The 23,285-nt window shown below is 61.8% G+C and carries 9 protein-coding genes; all 9 read right to left on the minus strand.

Going from position 1 to position 23,285, the window contains the following annotated elements; translation table 11 throughout:
- Window positions 1–20 precede the first annotated feature (20 nt).
- The 9 genes from ABDK11_RS14975 to ABDK11_RS15015 all read right to left on the minus strand — a co-directional run bounded on the left by ABDK11_RS14975 (window position 21) and on the right by ABDK11_RS15015 (window position 23,285).
- On the minus strand, window positions 21–12,911 hold the full coding sequence (locus ABDK11_RS14975) for an isopeptide-forming domain-containing fimbrial protein (protein WP_346837320.1): 12,891 nt from the start codon (window positions 12,909–12,911) through the stop codon (window positions 21–23).
- 653 nt (window positions 12,912–13,564) lie between these two features.
- On the minus strand, window positions 13,565–14,944 hold the full coding sequence (locus tag ABDK11_RS14980; RefSeq protein WP_346837321.1) for a TonB family protein: 1,380 nt from the start codon (window positions 14,942–14,944) through the stop codon (window positions 13,565–13,567).
- Between the two features lie 9 nt (window positions 14,945–14,953).
- Entirely contained in the window at window positions 14,954–15,511 is a 558-nt protein-coding gene (locus ABDK11_RS14985) for a biopolymer transporter ExbD (RefSeq protein WP_346837322.1), read from the minus strand.
- Complete coding sequence (locus tag ABDK11_RS14990; protein WP_346837323.1) at window positions 15,508–16,116, minus strand: biopolymer transporter ExbD; 609 nt, start codon at window positions 16,114–16,116, stop codon at window positions 15,508–15,510. The genes ABDK11_RS14985 and ABDK11_RS14990 overlap by 4 nt, the downstream gene beginning before the upstream one ends.
- Window positions 16,116–16,877: a MotA/TolQ/ExbB proton channel family protein gene (locus tag ABDK11_RS14995; RefSeq protein ID WP_346837324.1), complete on the minus strand. Its 762-nt coding sequence runs from the start codon at window positions 16,875–16,877 to the stop codon at window positions 16,116–16,118. Before ABDK11_RS14995 ends, ABDK11_RS14990 begins: the two co-directional genes overlap by 1 nt.
- 192 nt (window positions 16,878–17,069) lie before the next feature.
- The gene (locus tag ABDK11_RS15000; protein WP_346837325.1) at window positions 17,070–17,444 is read right to left on the minus strand and encodes a hypothetical protein; all 375 of its coding nucleotides are present in this window, start codon (window positions 17,442–17,444) and stop codon (window positions 17,070–17,072) included.
- The gene (locus ABDK11_RS15005; protein ID WP_346837326.1) at window positions 17,437–18,036 is read right to left on the minus strand and encodes a tetratricopeptide repeat protein; all 600 of its coding nucleotides are present in this window, start codon (window positions 18,034–18,036) and stop codon (window positions 17,437–17,439) included. The genes ABDK11_RS15000 and ABDK11_RS15005 overlap by 8 nt, the downstream gene beginning before the upstream one ends.
- An 18-nt stretch (window positions 18,037–18,054) precedes the next feature.
- Window positions 18,055–21,201: a tetratricopeptide repeat protein gene (locus ABDK11_RS15010; RefSeq protein ID WP_346837327.1), complete on the minus strand. Its 3,147-nt coding sequence runs from the start codon at window positions 21,199–21,201 to the stop codon at window positions 18,055–18,057.
- Window positions 21,198–23,285, minus strand: a complete 2,088-nt coding sequence (locus ABDK11_RS15015; RefSeq protein WP_346837328.1) for a tetratricopeptide repeat protein — start codon at window positions 23,283–23,285, stop codon at window positions 21,198–21,200. Before ABDK11_RS15015 ends, ABDK11_RS15010 begins: the two co-directional genes overlap by 4 nt.

The raw sequence follows: 23,285 nt of genomic DNA on the forward strand, positions 1-23,285 counted from the left end.
GAGCTCGCTCCCTGAGCAATTTATTTCATATCATCCTCGCTCGGCGGCGCTCCGCGCCGCCAGTAGACTTCGGTTTCAATCGTCAGCTCGTAATCGCCGTAGTTGTGCGCCCATTCTTCGGCCAGCTTCGCCTTCATCACCTGCAGGCGCCGATCCACCAGGTCCGGGGCCTCGTTCTCGGCCAAGTACGACAGCCGCAGCACCGACGGCGCTTCGCTCAGTTTTTTCAGCAGCAGCTCGGTGCGCGAGTGCCACTGCGGGCGCAGCTCGGTGGTGCCCGGCTCGAACACCGCCTCTGCCAGGTCCAGGCGCACCACCCGGTGCAGGCTGCTGCCGAAGTTGACCTTGATCATCTTGCCGCGCGTGGCACGCACCACCCGCGGGTTTTCACTGGTCAGGCGGTAGCCGCTGGGCAGGCTGCGGTCGTCCAGCTTCAGCACGAAGTTGGAGCCGCGATCCCGGTTCGGCACCACCGCACAGGTGATGTGGTAACGGCCGTGGGCGTCGGTGGTGGCGTGCAGGCCGGTGGCGGTGACCAGCCGCGCACCGGCTACCCCGCCCTCGCCGGCGTCCTGGTAGCCGTTCAGGTTCTTGTCGTCGTAGACCTTGCCGATCACGTCGGTGCAGTCGAAGGTCGGGTCGGGGATCACGCGCACCGTGGCCGAGGCCTCGCCGGAGGCCTGCTGCCCGGACAGCTGGTTGAACATGCGCGCGCGGTTGACGTACTTGCCTTCGCCGACACCGGAGCCGACCACCAGCAGCAGTTTCACCGTGCGAGTCTGGTCCGGTTGCACGCGCAGGTCCGGCCACACCAGCTGCAGGCCGTCCACCTGCGGTTCGATCGCGCGGCCGTCCACCCGCGCGGAGCCGGCCACATACTTGAAGCCGGCGGGGAAGAAGTCCACCAGGCGCAGGTCGCTCAGCGGCACCCCGAGCGTATTGCTGAAGGTGATGGTGTAGGGCACCAGCTGCGAGCGGGTGACGTTCAGCAGCGCGGCGGTTTTGGTGATCGACAGGGCGCCGCCGAGCTGCGGGTCTACCGGGATATGGTTGTTGAACAGCTGGCTCTCACCGGGGATGCGGTTGTCGTCCAGCCGCACACGCAGGTAGTAGTTGGTGCCCGCATCGCGCGCGTCCACGTCGAGCGCCGGCGCCTGTTCGGAAGCCTGCACTTCGCAGTGCTCCGCGGTGGCGGGCACCTGGTCGGCGGGGCTGCCGAGACACGCGGCCACATCGAAGCCGGCGGTGTCGGCGTTGGTCTGCGGCGGGATGATCTGCGATTCACCGGCGACAAAGTCCTCGCCGGGCATACGCACCTGCAGCAGGTAGTCGCGGTTGGGCGGACAGGCGGCGTCGCTGAAGTTGAGATCGAACTTGTAGTAGCCGCCGGCGCGGGTGACCTGGTTCTGCTGCTTGTCGTCATCGAAACAACGCTCCGGCAGGGCCTGGCCGGTGCGCGCGCTCAACATGGTGACAATGGCACCGGCCACCGGCTGGCGTTGCACCGAGTCGTAGACTACCCCGTTGGGGGTCAGCGGCAGGTTCAGCCCCTGTGGGTTGGAACCGGAGCCGACGTAGATCCTGGTGATCTTCTGCGGGCCATTGGTGAAATCCGACTGCGCATTGCCCAGCGACGCGGTGGTGTCACCCGCGTCGGGCGCACTGTAACGGAGTTCATAACTGGCGCCGGCGCTGCCGCTGGACGTGCCGTTCGGCACCAGACCGTCGAAGCGGAAGTAGCCGTTTTCATCACTCTGCAGGGTCTCCTGCAACTCGCCGTTGAAATACAGCGCTACCGCCCAGTTCTGCAACAGGCGCTCATCGCCGTCGCGCTCGCCGTTGAAGTTCACATCGTGCCAGAGGTAACCGCCGAGGTTGGCGATACCCGGGGTGCCGCCCACATCGATGGCCACACTGGCCTCGGCGGTAACCGCCGGATCATTCCAGCTGACTAGCGCGGTGTTCAGCACCCGGTCACCGGCCTGCAGCTCGCTGCCGAGCCGCGCACGGAAGCGCAGCGTGGCGACGTCGCCGGGTTGCAGCGCACCGGAAGTGCCGGCGACATCCGCCCTGATCCGCGAGCCATCCACGCTGATGCCGTCGGCCTGGCCGTTCAGCTGCGCCGAGCCAGCCAAGAAGGTGAGCACGCCGTCGCCGGCCACCAGCAGGTCGTCGCTGATGCCGACATCGGTCGCCGCCACGGCGCTGATATTGGTGACCTGCACCAGGTATTCCAGCGTCGCGCCCGGCTCGGCGGCACCGCCGCCGACCACCGCCACTTCCTTGGTGATCGACAGTGCCTGCGCGTCACCGACCACGATCTCCGTCGGCTGGGCGCCGTTGGACGGGTTGCCGTCGGCATCGGTCAGCGCCAGCGGCAGCTCCGCGGTGGCGACGCTGCCCTGGTTGCTGATCACGGTACCGGTGGCGGTGCCCGCGTTCACGCGCACGTCGAAAGTAATGGTGGCGCTGCGCGCGGAGCTGATCACACCGTCGCCGGCGCCGGGGAGTGGCGGCGCCAGGTCGTCGGAGGAGATCGACAGTCCCGCCGCCAGCGGCGAGGTGCCGCCAACATCGGGCACGGCAACACCGTTCAGCCTGGTCGAGCCGCCCACGTAACTGGTATTGGCGGGTACCTGGTCGGTAAGCATCGCAGCGGTGGCATCCACTCCACCCATATTGCGCACAGTCATCGTGTAGCGCAGTACATCGCCCGGATCGACGATGCCCGCGGACAACCCATCCTCGGCAATCGCCACCGTTTTGTGCGCGATCAGTGCCGGCACATCGCCGACGATGTCGATGGTCGGGTCATCGGCAATACCGGTGGCCGGATCGTCGGAAGGCTGTTCATCCAGCGCGCCGCTGCCAGCGCCGGCGCCGTTGACAAAGCCCTGGTTGGAAATGACGGTGCCGTCGTTGACGTCGTTGACGGTCACATCGAAAGTCACCAGCAGCGGTTCGGCACCGCCGGCGGTGGCGCCGACAAAGCCCTGCGCCTGCCCGTCCGAGTGGATCGCGAGACCGGCGGACAGCGCGGTGCTGCCACCGACATCGGCCACCGCCGCGCCGTTCAGTGTGGTCGAGTTGGCCACGTAGGTGGTGTTGGCCGGCACCTGGTCGCGCAGCAGTGCGTCGACGATATTTTCGTCACCGGTATTTTCCACTTTGAGGGTATAACGCAGCGTATCCCCGACCATCAACAGGTCGGCGTCGCCACTCAGGTCCGCGGATGTTTTTTCCACCACCAGCTCGGGGGCGGACTCGATCCGCACCCGGGTCGGGTCTTCATCGCCGGCGCTATCGGGATCGTCGGCGCCGTTGATATTCGGATCGTCACTGTCCTGCAGCAGCTGCCCGGGGAGCTGCACCTGGGCCTGGTTCAGCACCGCGGTGCCGCTGTCGATCACGGTGGCGAGGTTGACCTCGTAGACAATCTCCACGCTGCTGCCGGCGCGCAGGTCCAGCGCGCGCACATCCAGCAGGCCGCTGTTGCCCGCGCCGCCGGCACTGTCGGTATTGCCACTGTCGGCACCCGCGGGGATCGAGACCACCTGCAGTGACCCCGGTGCAAACAGCGGCAGGCTGTTGAGGCGGCCGAGCTCATCGGTGAGATCGATACCGGTTACATCCACACTGCTCAGGTTGGTCAGTGTCAGCGTGTAGCGCAGGCGGTCGCCGGGGCTGGCGACACTGGCCGGGCGCTCGCCGCGGGTGACATTCTCCACCACTTTGCGGAAGCTGACTTTGGGCACCGACGCGCTGATGGTGTAGGCATCCTCGTGGTCATCCACGGTCGGGGTGCCGTCGGTGGGCGCCGCACGGGAATATTCGCGTGCATCCGCGCCGGTACTGTCCCAGCTGTACCAGCGGCCGGCGCCGGCAATATTGGTCAGCGTTGCGCCGTCGACGGTGTCCGCGTCCAGGTAGGCGTCGTAGCTGAACAGCAGGCGCTGATCCGCCGGCAGCGCGGCATCGGCTCCACTGGTGGTGATGGTCAGCGTGCAGCTGTCCGCATCGAAGACCACATTGAAGTCACTGCCTTCATTTAATGTGGCGATGCTGTTGCCGGCACCGTCGGCAATCTGCGCGGCGAAGTTTTCCGGTGCGGTGGCACACATGCCGCCGGGGTCCGGATTCGGCAGTATATCGGTCAGCGCAATATCCCAGGCCGGGCCGGAGCCGGTGTTGAGCACATCCAGCGTGAAGCGGCCGGGCACCCCCGACTGCACACTGGCGGGGCCGCGCTTGTCCAGAATCAGCGCAGTGGGCTCGACCACCGCCATGTCCGCGGTGGTATTGCCGGCGCCGGCGCCCTGCCCCGCGGCGGTGTCGTCATCCAGGTAGTTGTAGCTGTAACTGGCGCTGTTACTGAATGTGAGGCCATCCACATTGGGTGGATTGCTGTCGCGCAGGCGCAGGGTCACATCGAGCACCACCTGCTCCCCCGGGGGCACATCGATGCCGCTGGCCGTGTCTTCAATCACCAGGTCGGTATCGGAGCCGCTGTTCACCGGTGTGAAGGCCGCACCGGATACCCGCGCCGCGTCGACAAACACCAGGTCTGCGGCGGAAGACCCCAGATTCATTTTCAGCTGCACATCGTGCAGCGCGGTGGTTTGCGGGGTTGCCGGAATGGTGACGCGATAGCGGAACGGCTCGCCGATCGATGCGCTGCCCTGGGTGTTTTCAATCTCGAGCGGCGCGGCGTTGGGCGTATTGAATTGCACGCTCTGCGGCGCCGCGGGGCCGTAATCTTCGCGCATATCGGCGGTGGCTGCGGCATCACCGAGTGTCGCCAGCGCGTCGTCGTCGAGCGAGTAATAGACCGCGATCCGCGCGGCATTCTGCAGGTTCAGCCCCGCCCCCAGATCACTATCCGCGCGCACGCGGTAGGTCATCACCAGGCTCTGGCCGGGGTCGATGGCATAGGCGGTTCCGCTGCCGAAATTCCACCTCGCCGCGCCGCTGGCGGTATCGAACGTCGGCGCCGGTGTCGCGACCGGCGCACCGTTGACGGTGAGCGACTGCACACTGACCCCGCCCTCGCGCAGGCCCGCGGGGATGGTATCGCGGAACACGGTATCGTAGGCCGGTGCGCTGCCATCGTTGGTCAGCGTCACCGTGTAGTCGATGGTGTCACCGGGGCTCAGGGTGGAACCGCTGGCCGGCGTGGCGCTGAGGGCGAGCGCCAGGTTGGGCTGGCGCAGATCCACAGTCTCGCCGTCGTTGCGGTTCTCGCGGCCACCGGCACCGTCGAACCCGAAATCGGCGCTATTGGCCAGCGCAACGCTGTTCGCCGGCCACGGGTGTACATCACCATTCAACACCCGCGCGCGGTAGCGGATAACGAAGGTGTCATTGCCGGCATCGTTGTCACCGGGATTGACCAGGTTGGCGAGCGTCCAGGTCAGCGTGGTCGGACCCGCGGCCGGATCGCCGGACGCGACTGGCTCGGCGACATCGTCGTAGGCAAAGGCACCACCGGCGGCAAACGGCGCACTGCTGTCGCCGTTGATACTCAGGGTGCGCTCGAACACCATTCCCTGCGGCAGGGTGTCCACCAGTGCGGCGTTGGGCAGGCTGCCCTCCTGCAGGTCCAGGCGCAGCTCGTAGTCGACAAAGTCGCCGACACGCACCTGCGCATCACCGCTGCCGTAGGAGTCGTCCAGGCGCGTCTTAGCGAGCGTACTGTCGTTGGCGGCAGTCAGCCCGGCCACACTGCCATCAATCACATAATCGTTCAGTGCCGGGGTGGCACTGCCGTTGCGTTCGTAGGGGCTGCTGTTGTCCTCATCCAGGCTGGTCCATTCGATATGGCTGCTGCCGGACAGCTCGGCGTCGGCGAGCACGCGGTCAGTGACCACGACATCGAATATCAGCGGGGCGCTGCTGCCGGCAGCGATGTCCAGATTGCTGTTGCCGCGGTCCCAGCGCAGGGTCTGCCCGGTATCGGCAGCGCCGGCAATCGCCGGATCGACCAGCGCGCTGCCGGCAAAGGTGCCACTGCCGGCGACAAACTGCAGCCCGGCAGACAGCTGTTCGATCGCGGTCAGATCAAACGCGTCCGAGTTCTGCGCCCCACCGGCAGCGGCCAGCGCCAGGGTGAAGCGCAGCCGGTCGCCGGCATCCGGCGCGCTGCCGGGGCTGGTCAGGTTGGCGATGCTGCCGTTCAGGCTGAGATCCGGCTCGACCACCGTGAGTGTCGGCGCGCTGCCAGAACCGCCGTTTTCCTGCGTACCGCCGTCGCTGGCGGCGTAAGTGTAGCTGGCAGTATTGTCGAAGCTGTGGCCGGCCTGGGCGTCACTGTTATTGGCCACCCGTGCGGTCACGGAAAAAATTGCGGTCTGGCCGGCCGGGATTTTATCCACCGCCAGGCTCAGGTTGTTGCCGCTGCTGTTATTGGTGAAAGCGCGGCCGTTGATCTCACGGACCGCCACCAGCTGCAGGCTGGGGTCCAGTGCGTCTTCCACCGCAACGTCGTAAATCTGCGCAGTGGTCGCCGTACCCGGCACCTGGATGCGGTAACGCACTTCGTCACCGACCGCCGCGGTGGCGGCGGATTGCAGCGTTTTCTGCGGTGGCGTCACACTGGTGGCGACGGTTCCCATCGGGTAGGGCGTGGGCAGGTCGACCGCCGCGTATTTCTGGCCTTGTTCCGCCGGCAGCGACCAGTAATGGTCGACGCTGAAAGAATTCTGCCAGGTTTCGCCGCCGCCGATATCCGTGTGGAAGCCGATGTTGTAGCGGATGTCGAAACAGGCTGCCGCCGGAATCGGCGCGCTGATGGCAAACTCCATCGCGCCGCCGCGGGCGCCCGGTGCGGTGTAGCTGTAGTCACTGCCCGCTGCCAGCGGATTGCCGTCCACCGACACAGCGACATTGGCAATCGAGGTTTCATCCATTTGCCACGCCAGATCATCCGTCAGCGCAAGCTGGTAGGCCGGCGCCAGGCCGCTGTTGCAGGCGTGCAGGGTAAAGTGCATGACGTCGTTGGCCGGATCCACATCCATATGGGAATTGGGCCAGGTGGCATCGGTTTTTTGCAGACCGTCGATCAGCGGCTGCAACACGGTGATGGATGCGTCGTCCTCGCGCACAGTGGCGGCGCCGGTGTAATTGAGCTGCGCGGTATTGGTCAGGGTTACGCTGGGCGCGGCGAGGCCGGTATCCTCGCTCACCCGCGCCCGGTACTCGATCACGAACGTGTTGCCGTTGCCGAACTCGCTGGTGATATCACCGAGATCCCAGCTCACGGTGCCGCTGGCACCGTTATTCGGCACGCTGTTGGCACTGTAGGTGAAACCATTGGCATCGCTGCCGCCGTAGGGGGCACTGGTGTCACCGTTGATGCTGACAATAGAATCGAACGTGAGACCGGCGGGCAACTGGTCGGTAACGGTGACGGCGGGAGTGGTACCGGATTGCAGCTGCAACTCCAGGCGGAACGTGGCGGTATCACCAACCCGCAGCGTACCCAGCGGCGTCGCGTCATCGGAATCCGCGATTACGCTTTTGCTGATGCTGGTATTGTCGACGGTGCCGATCGAGACTTCGGCCGGGCCGGCGCAGTAGTCGTTAAACCCGCTTGGCACACCGTTCACACAATCGGAATCGTCGCGCTCGTAGGCGGCCGCATTGGGACTGTTGTCATTCAGTGATGTCCAGCCTAACACCGCGCTGTTATTGATCGACTGGCCGAAGACGCCGGTGACCCGGGCGCGATAGGTGAGCACCAGCGTCTGCCCCTGCGGCAGGTCGAGGCTGTTGTCGCCGTTGTCGCGCCCCCACACCAGCGGCCCCGCCGGCGCGCCCGCCGGTGTGGCGACGAAGCCGGCCACCGCAGTGCCGCCGATGGTCGCGGTGGGCGTGAAACTGCTGTCGAGCTGCAGTTCGCCCGGCAGGGTATCCACCAGATTCAGATCAAACGCAGCGGCGCTGGAGCCGGCATCGTGCTGCACGGTGATGGTGTATTGCAGAATATCCCCGCCCACGGGCTCGGTGCCGGGATTGGTGGTGTTGCTCACCGCCTTGTCGATCGTCAGCAGGGGCTCCACCACGGTGACCGCGGCAGTATTGTCACTCTCGCTCTCCGTCGCGCCGCTCTCGCCATTGTCGTAGGTCAGCACCGCGCCATTCTGGCGCGAATCACCGGCATCGGTGAGCGCGTCGTTGGCCACGCGGGCGTAGTAGGTGATACGAATCAGCGGATCCAGCGCGCTGCCGGCGGTGTCATTTTCACTGGCAGTATCAACGGTACCGATATCCCAGCTGGCGCTGCCGGCGGTGTTATCCACAGGCACACTGTGGAAGGCGGCCGCGGACGGAGCCTGGCCATTGATTGTTTCGATACCGACAAATTCATAGGCGATGTCGTAGTCGGCGTTATTCGCCAGCACATACCCTTCCGGGCTGCCCAGCTGGTCCGTCACCACCACATGGTTGCTGACGCCCTCGGGCAGACGGATTTCCAGCTGGAACTGTTTGTGCGCGCCGATCGTGGGCGCCAAAGTCGAATCCAGGTCAGTCTTACTGATCTGCAATGGCGGCACTTCGGTCTGCGCCGCGGCGCTGGTTTCGTAATCGTTGAGTGCATCACCGGTATTCGGCAGTACGCCAATACGCATGCCATCGGTATCGCCATCGCTGCCGATCCCGCCACTGCTGTTCAGTGCCGTATCCGTGCCCGGTAGCGACTGCCAGCGGGCCTGGACGGTATTGTCGAGCACTTCGCGGGGCTCCACGCCCTGCTCTACGCGAACGTCGAAGGTAAAGGTTTTGCTCTCGCCGGGGGCAATGCTGTAGTCGGCATTGCCGCGGTCCCAGCTGAAGATCGGCGCATTGCTGCCGACAGTGCCGGTATCCACATTTTGCGGCGGGTCGGTGCCGGCCACATTCCCCAGGTAAACCAGCTTGCTGCCGGTCAGATCATCCAGTACCTGCAGGTTGTAGGCATTGGCGCTGCCGGTATTCTTTGCCGCAACGGTGACCGTGAGAATATCGTCGGCATCGCTGTCGGAAACGGCGAACGACTTGCTCAGCTGGATATCCGGTTCGCGTACGGTGACCTGGTGCGATTCGAACGGCACCACCACGGTGGTGCCGCTTTCGTTGACATAGTGCACCTCGGCCGTCGTACTGCTGCCACCATTGATCAGGACATCACTGTCGTTGGTGCTCGCGCTATTTTCGATACGGGCGATAAACTCCACCGGGAATTCGAACAGGCTGCCGGACACGGTGGTGAGTTCCTGATTGCCGAAGTCCCACTCGATATAGTCCCGGGTGCCATTATTGCCGCATGTCGGTGTAAAACTGCCACCGGGACTGAAGCCGGCTGCATTGAAAGGCGCCGCATCCAGGTTGATGGTCTGCCCCTCGACACACTGCATCCCCACCGGCAACTCATCGCGGATCACGAAGTCGCGCAGCTGCGCCGCGGGAATCTGTGCCGTCAGCCGGTAGCGCAGTTCCTCACCAATCACCGCTTCATCACTAGCGGTGCCTGTCGGGGTGCCATTGGACAGCGCGATCACTTTTTTCGGCTCGGCCTGCACCGAAATAATCTGCATCTGCGCTTCGGCTTCGGCGGATTGATAGTGGCGCGCGCGCCCCTTGGGGTAGTTCGGTGTGCAGCTTGGCTCGTCAGTGTCGGCCGTGCCGCAGCCAATACCGTCGTCGTCGGTATCGCTGTCGATTTGTGGCGCCTGCTGGTTACCGTAGTCGCCCAGCAAACTGTCGTAACGGGCATAGAACCTGTTGGTAAAAGTCTGCAGTGGCGCCACCGATTGCTCGGGCTTGACGCGGTAGTAGAGCGTGACAGATTTACCCGGATCGATGCGTTGCAGCGCAGTGGAATGCGCATAGGAAAATGTAATCACGGCCGGCGTACCACCGTCGGCACAATCGGTGGCGAGGTTGTAATCGTTGCTGCCGGCAGTGGTGCCGACCAGGCCCTCGTCACCCACGCCGGTATCGACGCCGGTGTCACCATCGTTGTCCAGGCCGTCGCTATCCAGCGGCTGCACACACATCTGGCCGGAGGAATCCAGGGTGTCGGTGACCACCACATCATAGGCCGGCGCCCGCGCGACGCCGCCATCGGTAGCGCGGTTGGTCAGTGTCAGCTGGAAGATATAGTTCTGGTCGCGGTGCCCCTCGTCGGTGAAATCGACGAATTTGCTACAGCCGGTGCCGGTGCCGTAGAGCGCCTCGTTACAGACCTTCTTATCGACCTCGATCTGCGGCTCGGTAACGTTCATGTCCACGCGCCAGTCGGATTCCGGTGGATAGCCGGGAATATTCTGCGTTTCGTCGACGTCAATCGTTTCCGTATCGAATACCGCGGTGAAATGGCCGCGGCCGTAGTCGGTACTCACATTCGCATGCTGGTTAGGGTCTGCCACGGTATCGACCGGGCCGTTGAGCAGGCGCGTGGTCATATCCGCATGGAACCAGTGATCTTTCTCGGTAATTTCGCTGCCGCCACCGGTTGCGGCAAAAAACCAGCTCAGGTCCGCTTCACTGAAATCTGCGCTCAGACCGGATTCCGTGATGGAGCCGTCGATGTTGTGCGCCGGCGAAGACGTCAGGTAATTGTGCGCGATATAGCTCTGGCCATCGGGCAGGTCGTCGGCGATGGTGACATCCCTGACCGCAATCAGGTTGTACCCCGGGGTCTTGAAGCCGAACCAGCCGCCCGCATGGATATCGAAGGTGCAGTCTTCGCCGATCTCGATATTGTTCTCCGGACCGGGCCGGTTACCGGCGACATATTCGGCGCAACTGTTTGCCACCGGCTCCTTCAACAGGTTGAAGCCCATCACCCGCGCGCGCGTGGCGTCGAGGCTGTAGTTGTCCGCCTGCTGTTTGTCGGGCCGGCTATCGGTGAGGCTGGCCGGATCGGGAAATACCAGCGGCTCGCGATCACTGGTGGCCAGGGTGATTTCGCCGATGACATCGGCGCGGAATGTCAGGTCGTCGTCGGCAGCCGTTGCATTTTTCTCCACCTGGAAGGTGATGTATTCGCGTCCCCCGGCGGCAATGGCACCGAGCTGGTCGCGACTACAACGATAGACCGTGGCAGTGTCAGGAATATAACTGGGCTGCTCCCACACCGGCCGCTCCAGTTCCGGACTGTGCGCCACCTCGGTGCAGCTGATGGGATTCTGGTAGGGGTTGTTGTCCGGGTCGGACGGGTTGTATTCCCCCAGTACCGTCATTTCCTCGCCGAAGGTGACATAGATATAGTAATCATCCGCAGCGTGGCCGCCGTTGTTGTCGATCTGCACCGTCAGCGGCGAATCGCCGCTATCGCGGACGATATACAGCGGGTGGGTCATGGACACATCCAGATCTTCCGGGCGCGGCGTGAAGGACCAGTCGTTATTCTTGCTGTGACTGTCGCCGCCATCGCTCGCGCAGAAATCCTGCCAGTCGATCTGCACGTTATTCTGCAGCGCAGAAAATGCGGCCGGGTCCGGGTCGGCACTGCCCTCCATGTCCAGGTCGGTCTGCTGGTCGTAATGTGTCAGGCCCGGCTCCACCAGCACGATGCGGAAGGTCAGGCTGACCTGCTCGCCCTGCCGCAGCAGGTCCATCTGGTCCGGATCATTGTTGGCGCGATCGCCGCTACTGGTAAGAAAAAATACCGGCTGCTGCAGATCCGGGTTCGGCGACCCGGGGTTGGCCGAGTCCTCGAGATAGGACTGGTCCCCCGCGGTGGGGATTACCCGGTTTTCCCAGTCGAAGGTGGACACCCGCCCGTCGTAATTCCCGTAGGTGTAACTGCGGTTCATCTGCGGCTCGTAGTTGGGGTCCAACAGATAACCGGCGGGCAGGCTGTCGGTCAGGCGCACGCCCTTGATGGTGCCCTGACTGTTGTTGGTCACGGTAATCGTCACCAGGCCGCGGGTACCTACGGTGTTGCCGCCATCGATACCGTTAAAGGTCACATTGTAATTGACCCCGCCATTGTTACCGCCGCTGTCCTGGGAGTGCACGCTGACCGCGGCGGAAGCGTCCGCCGGAGAGGACTGCACCGGATTGTCGCCACCCGCGTGGGTGATACCACCGGTGCCACCCACAGCGGGACAGCCCCACTGCAGGTCGTGGAAGGTATTGGTCTGTAAATTGTCGCAGGCGTTGTGCAGCTGCCCGGCAAAGTAGAGATTTAAATCGCCACCGGCGGCCACGTTCAGGCTGAAACCCAGGTCACTGGCATCGAGGCCGGCAAGGTTGTTGTTGTAGCCACTGACATCGGTACAGGAACCGAAACTGGCTGAAGCACCATTGGCCACCGCGGCGGCGTCAGACTCGGAGGAGCAGATGGCGTCTATGTCCATGGCACCTGAAGTCATATCATCGGTAATGACCACATCCTGTAGCGGTGCGCTGCCGCCGTTGTGTAACGCCACCCGCCAGATGATGCCATCACCCTGGTGGCCGTATATCTGTGCGGCATAGGTGCCCGCCCCCATACCCGCATCCACATTGCGCCCGCCCTTGGTAAAACTGGGGCGCGGCTCGACGATGGGCAGGGTGTGATTGTTCTGCGTATCGCAGTAGTTGTTATTGTCGCGATCGTAAACATATTCCGCGCGGGCGTGCAGGTTGCGCGGATTCATATCCACCAGCTGCTCTTCGGTATTGGGCTCGTGCTGCAACTGGAAGCGGATGCGCACATAGTCGTTGCGGCCGAGCGTCAAACCGCTCAGGTTCCACTGCAACAGGGTACTGCCAGAAGGGTCGCCAATGGCGGTGTAGCCGCCGCCGTTGATACTGATTTCGGAAGAACCGGTCTCGTATCCCAGCACACCGGCCAGGTCACCGAGGTCTTCGGTCACCAGGATTTGGCTGACCGACCTTGTGCCAAACCCCCAGCTCGCATCATTGCTAAGCTCGATTTCCACCTGTCCATGCTCACACAGCTCGCAGTAACTGTTCTGGCTGTAGCCGTCGATATGACTGACGGATACAGGCCCGCTGGAATTAGGGCAGGATAGGGCTGCCTGTGCCTGGTTGACCGGCAGCAACAAACCACCGCACACGAGAACAAAGCCGACAAGCGCATTCGCCAAAAAATTTCGCCCAATTACATCCACTGTCATTACCACTTATCAGCCATTGTGTTCGATGGAGATCAGCGCCAGCTATCCGGCTGGCAGGAGTCACCGGGTGAGGTATCGCCCGGACGGCGGACTCTAGCGGGAGCGAATGGAAGCGGCAGTGAATCAGGTCAAAAATACCGCATTGACTGCAAACAATTGTTCAGTTTGCCAAGTGGTTCTCAGGGAAACCTGCAGAGGAATCTTCTGCACCGGGCGGCACAGTTCAAGAATGGGTTACAGCCTGCCGAGGCAACGCGAATATTGCCACTCAATGGCAGTGCAGCAATTACCCTTCATCGCAGACCGTAACCGCCTTCCTATAATTTTGCCTACGTGCGCGGCTGTTACGGCGGGTCGCTTGATCGCCACATCCCTGTGGCTAATCCCGACAAGACTTCACGCGAGCAATTCCTTACCCCAAGGCAAGGAATTGCTCCTCGCCCGGGCCCGCCATATCAACCGGCGGGGAGGAAGTCGATCGGGTAAAGGATGGTGATGGTGGGTACACCAGCCTTGGGACCGAAGTTGAAGCGCTTCACCCGCGCGACAATTTTGGCGTTTAGCGCCGGCGAATCCATATCGCTCGACTGTACCTTGGCCATGGACACCGAACCGTCTGGTTCGATGGTGATCTTCAGCACCATCTTGCCCTGCAACGCCGGGTTGTTGCGCAGCTCGCGATTGTAGATGCGATACAGCGAAGACTTGTAGCGGTCGAAGACAATCTGGATCTCTTCGTCGGTACGGGACGGCCCCGCGCCATCGCTGAGCGGCCGGTCCTCGCCGGCGAAATCCCCCTCGGTACCGATCGAGCTCTCCACCCGTGTAAAGGCCACACCTTCCAGCGACGACCCCGCACCGCCAACATTGCGACTGAGACTGGCGGTGTTGATGCCGCCACTGCCGGCCTTGGCCGCTGCCGTAATCAACGAACGCTGACTGCGGTTTTCCTTCTTGCCGGCCGTGCTTAGCTGGGTGCGTTTGCCGAGACGGTCATCCAGGTCGTCCTCGATAAGATCCTGGAAGTTGTCCTTGAATGCCAGCACACCAGAATGCTCGGCCTTCTTGCGAGCCTTCTTCTTCTCGGCCTTGGAGGGCTTGGGCTCCTCTTTCGCCACCTGCTGTTTGGGCTCGGGTTTTTTCTCCTTTTCTTTTTCTTTCTGCGGCTGCACCTGCTCCGGCGGCGGCTTGGGCTTGCTCTTCTTCTCGATTACCAGCTTGGCCAGGCGCTCGGGAATTTCCACCGCCTTGTTTTTGTCCGGCTTGGGAATGGTCCACAGGGGCACCAGATAGCCGAGTAACAGGGCAACCAACAGGGAAGCCAATACACAGCGGCGGAAGCGCCGCTCGTCTTCACCGTTGGTGTGCCAGGGCATCAGCGCCGGGCGTATTTTCGGTGCTTCCAGTTCACGGGTTATCTCGAACTCGAACTTGGATTCTTCCTCTTCGGTACGAATCCGCTCGGCACGCTCATCCAGATCAACGATGTCGTCTTCACAATCCGCTATCTTGGCCTGCACACGGCGGTGGCGCTCCTGCAGCAGGTCGATATTGGCATTGTAGATACTGACGGTATGCTGGATGCGCCGAATGATCGTCCGGGATGCATCCTCTCGGTAGTCATCCGCCCAGAACAGCTCGCCGGCACCGACCTCTTCCAGCTTGTCCAGGCGTTCGGATATCTCATCCAGCAGCTGGTGCTTGGCGCCATCCTTACGCAGCTGATCCAGCTTGCTGTCTATCTGCTGCCGCTCGCCTTCAAGCACCTGCAAGCGGCGGCGGACCGCTTCCAGTTCGCCGCTCACCGCCTGTTTTTGTTGAAGAAAATTACTCACAAACTTCCACTAACCTTGAGCTGCTTTCTGAATGACCGCGAGAGAGACTCGTGTATAACCGGCATCGGTACAACTGGACATCACCTTCTTGAGCAGACTGAACGGAACGGTTCTGTCGGCAAGAATATTGACTTCCGGTGGCTCCGGCTGGTTCGCGTCGTCTTCCCCTTCGGCCCCATCGGCCCCTTCCGCCTGTTTTGCCTGTTCCGCCTTGGCGACGGTGATGGCTTTGTCCATCTGCGCAACCATCGCGTCCTTGATCGCCTGGATAACCGTGCCTTTACTGTCGATCACTTCGCTGGTGGCCACCACCGGCCGGGACTCCACCAGGATTTCCTTGTCGGTCACCATCAGCGTCACCGTCTCACGCGGCTTGGTTTCCACCACCGAGTCCGGCAGGGTAATCACTTTGGGCGGCTCCAGCGCTTCGTTGCTGGAGGTGTTGGTCAGCAGGAAGAACACCAGGATTGTGAAAACGTCCATCAGGGAGGTCAGGTTCATGCCCTGTGTTTTCTTGCGCTTATGGCTTCGCGCCATGCGCTTCATGCGTCGACTTTCTCTCCTCACGGCGCATCTCCTATGGATATATCCGGGAACAGGACCACGTGCTCTACAGCGTCAGGATCTTCCGGGTCACTGCCTTCCTGCCGGACCTCGGCAGCCCGCACCCTATCCATGACGCCCACCAGGTACTCGTAGGCAATATTGGGTTCCATCAACAAAGTGGCGTCGGTCTTGTCCGGGTAACTGCCCTTGATCTTGAGCAGGAAACGGCTCAGCTTTTCCAGATCGTAGACGTCGCCGGTCGGCAGTACGGCGTTGGCATCAGCCGCCTGCTCACCCTCGGCATCTGCGGCCGGTTCAGCTGTCGCCGCATCAGACTCAGCCTGCGCGGCGTCATCACGCTTGTTCAGGTTCGGAAAGCGCGCGATAACCTTTTCACCGTCGCTGACTTCCAGGGCATCCTTGCGTACGACCACTTCCACGGTAATGGCCTTTTCATCGGGCGCGCCGCCGCCGGCGCCGCTGGGCATATTTAGCTCCAGGATGGTAACCCGGGAAAACACGGCCGAAACCAGCAGGAAAGGCACCAACACCACCATCAGATTGAGGAAGGCAGTGATATCCAGCTCCGGAGCTTCTTTGCTTTTCGCGTGGCGCCGGCTTCTCATTACACTTTTTCCACTTGCTGGTCGGCGTCGGCCTCAGCAACGGCGGCTTCCGCCGCTGGCGAACCCGCGTCTTCAGCTACAGTGTCCTCTGTCGACTGCGCGGCGGAGTTCAATTCTGCAGTCACATCAGCACTCTCGGTAACGACAGCCTCTTTGCCGGCTTCATTGTCGCGACGGCGACGACTGGACATGGAAATGAGGTTCAGCGCCTTGACGGATACCATTTCCAGGCTGTCGACAATCTCGCCGGTCAGCGAGTTCAGCCAGGCGTGGGCCAGCAGCAGCGGAATACCGGTCATCAGACCAAAGGCCGTGGTGTTCATCGCTACGGAGATACTGGCGGACAGCAGATCGGCCTTTTCCGCCGGGTTGGCGTTGGCCACCGCTGTAAATGCCTCGATCAGGCCCATAATCGTACCCAGCAGACCGAGCAGCGTGGCAATATTGGAAAAGAGCGCGATATAGGGTGTACGCTTCTCCAGCTGTGGAATGATCTCCATCATTGCCTCTTCCATCGCGATCTCGATATCTTCACGACGGCGCACAGCCCCCTGGCGCTCCAGTCCCATTGCCAGCACCTTGCTGACCCCGGAATCGTCCTGCTTGACCAGATTGCGGGCGCGATCGAAATCACCGGAATTCAGCACCGGCTGCAGTTTGTCCCACATACCGCGGTTGGTATGGCGCTCATACACCAGACGGATATAGCGCTCTATCGTCACCGCCAAACCCAGCGCGGCTACCGCCAGGATGGGGTACATAAAGGTACCCCCCGTTTGGAAGAACGCGATTACGCTGTTGAAAAAGTCCATCACAAGCCCTCTTAAAACGAGATCATTTTTTGATTGGTTACCGGGCGCCAGGCCCTGTGTCTATCGGCCCGATATTCCGGGCGAATTCGTTGCTAACTTACGCGCGCTTCTGCGATCTATGCGGTGGTGTTGCCGCAGTCATTAGTCGTCAGACTGGCTCAGGCGGTAGAAATCCAGCTCACGCATGAATACTTCCTTGTCCAGCGGCTGCAGTTTGTCATCCATCAGACTGGACACCAGATCGCTCTCGACACCCACTTCGGAACTCTTCCAGGGCACGATATACAGTGACTTGGGCGCTTCCTTGTTGCCGATAATGGAGATACCGGAAAGCTCCTTGACCTCGTTATCCACCTTCTTGGCCGCGGTATTTTTCGCCGCGCCTTGCGCTTTTTTCGCCGATGCTTCCTCTGCAGCTGCCGGCACAGTCACCGCCAGCATCGAGGACAACAACAGAGCCAAAAGCGGGTATTGATGCTGCACTTTCATTTTCCGGGCCTTTCTTTGGTTATCCATGCCTTCTTTTCAGGTCCGCGACCCAGATGGTCACGTCCTTGTCGTCCGGCTCCAACTCGAGGTAGTGCTGGAATTGTGCCAGAGCGCACGGGACATCTTGCAGATAGAGATCACATAAAATTCCCAGATTCTTTACCAGCGGCAGATAATCCGGGTTCTCCGCCAGGGCGCCGGTATAGAGTTTCCGCGCCTCGGCAAAGCGGCCCTGCTCCCGGTACAGCACGGCCAGTTCATTGGCCGCCACTGCATGGTTGGGGGCAACTTCCAGTGCGTGCAGAAAAGCCTCTTCCGCATTTTTTTCATTGCCAGATTTCTTGTACGCGATGCCCAGGTTGACGTAGGGCGCGGGCAGGCGCTTCTCCCGCTTGATGACTTCCTGCAGCAGCTCAATGGCTTCCGGGTATTGCTCGCCCTTCAGGAATTCGAGTGAACGCTCGAAATCCCGGTTCACGCTGCCGGAAACATGTATCGATGACAGGTCACCGGTCCCTTTTTCACGCGTCGGGGTCGAGGCGCAAGATGCCAATAGCGCCAGCGTTGACAGTAGGGCGAGCGCGGCGGCCGCCCGCGGCAGCCGTCGAATATTGGCCAATACACTAAACATCAGTCATCAACTCCCGGTCGGGGCAGCGGAATCGGACCCGGCATCAGCCACATCCGGTTTCACCGGCACAATGGTTTCCATGTAGTTGTCGGCATCCTCTTTGCGGGCAAAGCGGGCCGGCACCAGACCGGCCAGCTTGTCGATACTCTTGGCGATCCACTGGTTGTAGATGCCCATGCCGAGCAACTCGATATTTTTCTTGTGCACCGAAATGGCCTTGTCCTCGAACGGGTAAATCTGGTCTTCCAATGCCAGTTCGTACTCCTCGAGTTCCAGCGGAGTCAGGTTGGTGGGCCGCTCGGAGTTTTTCAGCGCGCGACTGAAATGCAGATAGATCTCCGCCAGATAGTAGGTAGCGGCGGCGGTGACGTCCGCGACCTGGTAGTCGATCAGCTCCGAGTAGGCGCTGATGGCTGCCTTCATGCGCACACGCTTGGCATTCAGGTTTTGCTTGATCGGCGCCACCAGCTTCACCTGCGTGAATGCCTCGAACTTGGGCTCCGCCAGCGCCAGCGCCGCGTTACCGGCGAGATAGCGGGTGCGGTCGTTGCGCGCCTCTCCACCCCGGGCCTCGGTACGCACCATCTGCCGCAATTCTTCCATGTACTGCTTGTGCTGTCCGGCGGCTTTGCACAGATCGGCAATCTTTTGCCGAGTTTCCAGCGCCGGCTCCATCGGGCTCGGGAACAGCTTCACGTAACGGCGCAGCACCCGCAGGGCTTTGTCGCTGGACTTGGCCGCGATATACAGATCCGCGGCCTGGGTCAGCGCCTCGCGGCGCACCGCGTCGTCTTCAGATTCCCGCTCGATGCGCTCGAATTCGGCGGCCGCCAGCAGCAATTCGCCGCTCTCCTGATAGACCACCGCCAGCTTCTTGGTGACATCCTTGATCAGCTTGTGATTGGGGAAATGCTGGCGGAACGCCTTGAGTACGTCGGCAGCACGACTCCAGTCTTTCAATACGATCAACGAGGCCGCGGCATCGTACTCGGCCGTGGGTAGAATAGAGGCACCCGGCGCTACTTTGCGAATGCGCAGGAAGTGCTCGGCAGCGCTGGCATAGTCTTCCTGCTTGCGCGCCAGATCGCCCTGCTGGTAGATCGAGGCGGCCAGGTTGTCCACCAGGCCGGCGCGGTCTTTGGCATCCGGCGCGGTCAGCGCCAGCGCCTGCCCGTATCCTTTTTCAGCATCGGCAAACGCCTTGGTGTCGAAGGAGGCGTGGGCCACCAGCAGCCAGGCGGAGCGACGGATTTTGCGGTCGGCAGTGGGGAATTTCTCCAGCAGCAGGTGGCCATTGCTGATGGTCTGCGGATAGTCTTTGAGTTTGTACAGGTCGTCTACCGCGCCCACCATGACCTTGGCGGCCTTCGCATGTTTGGGGAAGGTATCGGCGAACTGCAGCGACGAGCGAATGACATCCCGGGTGGCCGGATCACGCTGATCGGCGGGCGCTCCCTTGAGCACCGTATCGAGATTCTGGCGATAGGCGTAGACCGCCGCGTAACCGGCCTCACTGGAATGCTTGTGCTTCGGGTATGCGTAGGCGGTGCGCTCGTATTCCACTGCGGCGCCGTGGAAATCGCGGTTTTCCAGCATCAGCTCGGCGAGCTGGAAATTGATTTCTGGTGCACGCGGCTTGTCGCTGAAGGATTTCAGGTATTTGCGGTACCAGTGGATGGCTTCCGCATAGTTCTCGGCCTTGTGATCCTTGAGCTTCTTGTTCTGGTAGGCGGCGTGGTAGTGACTGGCCAGGTCGATCAGGTTGGTCTGCAGGAAGTCAACCACATCGCCGTATTCGTTGATATCAAACACGCTCCAGTAGCGGGCGTCGAGCGCATAGGTGGTGGCGAAGTCCTTCTTGGCATCCAGCACCAGCTTGGGGAAACCACCCTTCTGGTAGATATCGATGACGCGCATGGAGAAGTTGGCCGAGACCTTGTGCAACGGATTGCGCTCGACAAAGGTGGTATAAGCCTTGGCGGCGTCCTGATAACGGCGCTTGTCCAGGTAGTACTCACCCAGGTGGCTGTATACCAGCGACTCGTAATTCCGCGCGCCCTTGCGCGAGAAGTAGTCGACAATCATGTCGGCGCCGCCGAGATAGGAGAAGCTCAGGCTGACAACCCGAAAGGCATCCTCGACATTCTTGCGCTCGACCTTGTTATCCTGCTGCTCGAAGTCGTAGCCTTTCGACACCTTGTAGTCGAGCATGGCCATGAAATCATCGAGCGCCATCTCGTACATTTCCTGCTTGAACAGGGACCAGCCGCGCTTGTACAGCGCCAGTTCGTAAAAACTCGACGTGACGCCGAGGTCGATGACCTTGCCGTAGGCCTCTTCGGCATCCAGGTATTTTTTACGGGTAAAGTAATATTCACCCAGGCGGAAATAGGATTCGTCGAGATGGCGCGAGTTCGGGTACTTCGCTACCAACTGGCGCAGCACCTCTACCGCCTGGTCGATAGCTCCGGTTTCCTCATAGGCGCGGGAGAGCTGATACATGACCTGGTCGTTACGGTCGTAGAGCGGGTATTTGACCAGCAACTTGCGGTAGAGCTCGATCGCCTCACTGGCATTGGCAGCCAGCATGGCATCCGGATTGTCACCGGGAGCCGCCGGCGGCGCGTCGCTGGTGGGAATATCGACCCCGGCAGTAGCGCGGGCTTCGAAATCGACGTCCGACTCCGCCGGGCCCGCGGCAGTGGGTGCCGAAGCGGCCGTGGCGGCTGCCGCGAGCGGCACACCAACGTGGCTGGGCGCGTCGAGCTTTTGGCCCGAGCCCTGATCCCGATCGGCATCGATTGAAACCACGGCACCACTGCCGGTAGCAGCGGCCGCGGCGCCATCGACGGCACGATCCTCGGCGCGGTGCGCCTGCTTGATTTTGAGGTCGGCGATACGCCGAATCGCCTCCGGCGTCAGCGCGGTTTCCGGCGTTTCCTGCAGGTATTTCTGGTAGCCGGCCAGCGCCTTTTCCAGGCTGCCATCGATATGCTCTTCCTTGACCTCGATATCGACGCGCTGCAGGCTACCGATGCGGCCGCGGTCACTGGTCGCCGCGCAACCGTGCAGAAGTACCGCGACCGACGCCACGGTGGCACAGCGGCGCAGCGATATCGCACTGGCAAGAGCGGATTTCGTCAGGGGCTTCACTGCTCGCCCTCCTTCTCAACCGATTGGCTGGACGGCTTTTTCCCTTCCCCGGTCGGCGTCTGATCCGAGTCGCCCGACGGGGCTTCCAGCTCTGGTGGGTTGTCCTGTGGTAGGGACTCGCCCCCGGCGGCTTTGTGCATCTCGATCTTGCGCTGGTCGCTGCGCTGCTCCTGCAGCTCGTTCGCGCGGTCGTAGCTGTCCGCCAGGGCGAAACGCGCTTTGATCTGGTAGCTTTCCAGTTGTGCGCGACGATGGTCGAGCTCGTTGATGGCCAGCGTTTCCAGCATATTGCCCTGGCGCGCCATCAGTGTCTCCAGACGCCCCTGTGTATGCTCGATCTGCGCCCGCAGACGGTCAATAGTATCGTTGTAACCGATATAGCTCTGGGTCGCCGCCTGGCGGCCGCGCACGTAGGATCGGTAGACGGTCTGCAGGGAATCAATCTCGGTATTGAGTTGCTGCAGATGTTTGTAGGCTTTCGTCAGGCGGTCGTCATACTGTGTCGCCAGGCGCCAGTCGAGAATGCCCTTGAGCCGCGCGATACGCGCGCGCGCTTGCGCATTGCCCTTGGTCGGCAATTGATTGTGCAGCTGTTTCAGCTGCAACAGTGATTCCTGCTCATCGGCAGTGGCCAGATATTCAGGGCGTCGCGTTACCAGCATCTGCTCGATGCGCGCGGCAAACTTATCCCGCTGCTCGATACGCAACTTGATACGGGCATCCAACCGGCGAAATTTGCGATCCAGGTCCGGCAGCAGCGGCTCATAGTAATTGCGTCGCCGCTGGATCAGGTCTTCGTAAGCGCTGAGATTTTTGAGCCAGGTTTTGTTGCGCTCGTGCAGGTCGTTCAAGTCGCGGTAGTTGTGCAAAAACTCCTGGTAGTCGTTGGAAGCCATCAGGTCCAGCAAGTAATGGGTCTCAGGGGCACCGGGAATTTTGCGCAGGGCCACCACCCAGTTCTGCACCTGGTCTGCCTCCTTGCGTCGCAGCGCTTCGAGAAACTTGCCTTTACGAATGCTATTGATCGAGGCGTTCAGGGTATCGATTTCACGACCGAAAGCGTCCAGAGCACGGCCATAGTTGATCGCCGCGGTACTGTAGACATCGAGCTGGCCGTAGGCATAAGGAACCGCGAGCATCGCCTCCTGCACGGCCTTGTCAGTGCCCTGGCGTTTCTGCAGCATTTTCCAGGGTACCAACGCGCGATCGAATCGACCCGCACGCGCTTCCACCCAGCCGGCGCCAAGCAGGGCACGGTTGGAGAAGGGGCCTTCCAGATGTACGCGATCGAAATACGGGCGCGCCAGATCCAGCTTGCCGGCATCCATAAGACGGCTGCCCAGCAGCATGTTGGTTTTGTCGTATAGCGCCTGCCGGGCCGGATCGGAGCTACTGCGCTTGCCCAGCGCGGTCAGTTCCTGCAGACCCTGCTCCTCGTGGCCCGATTTGAGCAGGGCAATGCCAAGGTTGTACTCGACGAAGCCATCCAGACTGCTCTCGCCCTCGAGATCCTTCAACAGCGCCACCGCCTCATCGAGACGGCCCAGCTCCATGTACACCCGTGCGCGCAGGAACTGCTCCTCCGGGCGTACGCGCTCCGGCACTTTGCCGTGAATCAGTTCCAGCGCGTGCAGTGCATTGCGCGGCTGTTGCTTGTGATACTGGATTTTGGCCAGGCGGTAGGCGGCTTCATTGCGCACCGGCTGTGGCACATCGCCGTTGAGCACAGCTTCAATAGCGCGGCCGGCGGCACGGTGCATCCGATAGGAGAGCTCCAGGTCACCGACGGAGAACTGCGCCTGCCCGAGATGCGCAGTAAACGGATCCAGCTCCGGCTCATCCAGGTGGCTGTACTGGTCCAGCTCATCATCGAGTTCGACGATGGCATCGAAATAGTTGTGCTGGTAGGCCTGGAACATGGCCTCACCAAAGAAGAGATCCTTCAAATTGTGCTCGGCCGGCAGGCTGTGCTCCGCGGAGGGAGCGGCCAGCAGCAGGGCAGGTAAAAATCCCAGCGTCGCCGCCAGTACCCGCAGCGAAGTCTGTACAGCGCCGGGCAGAGTATGAACCGCTCTGGTACGCAT

This window comes from Microbulbifer sp. SAOS-129_SWC (assembly GCF_039696035.1).
In the GTDB taxonomy this organism is placed as follows: domain Bacteria; phylum Pseudomonadota; class Gammaproteobacteria; order Pseudomonadales; family Cellvibrionaceae; genus Microbulbifer.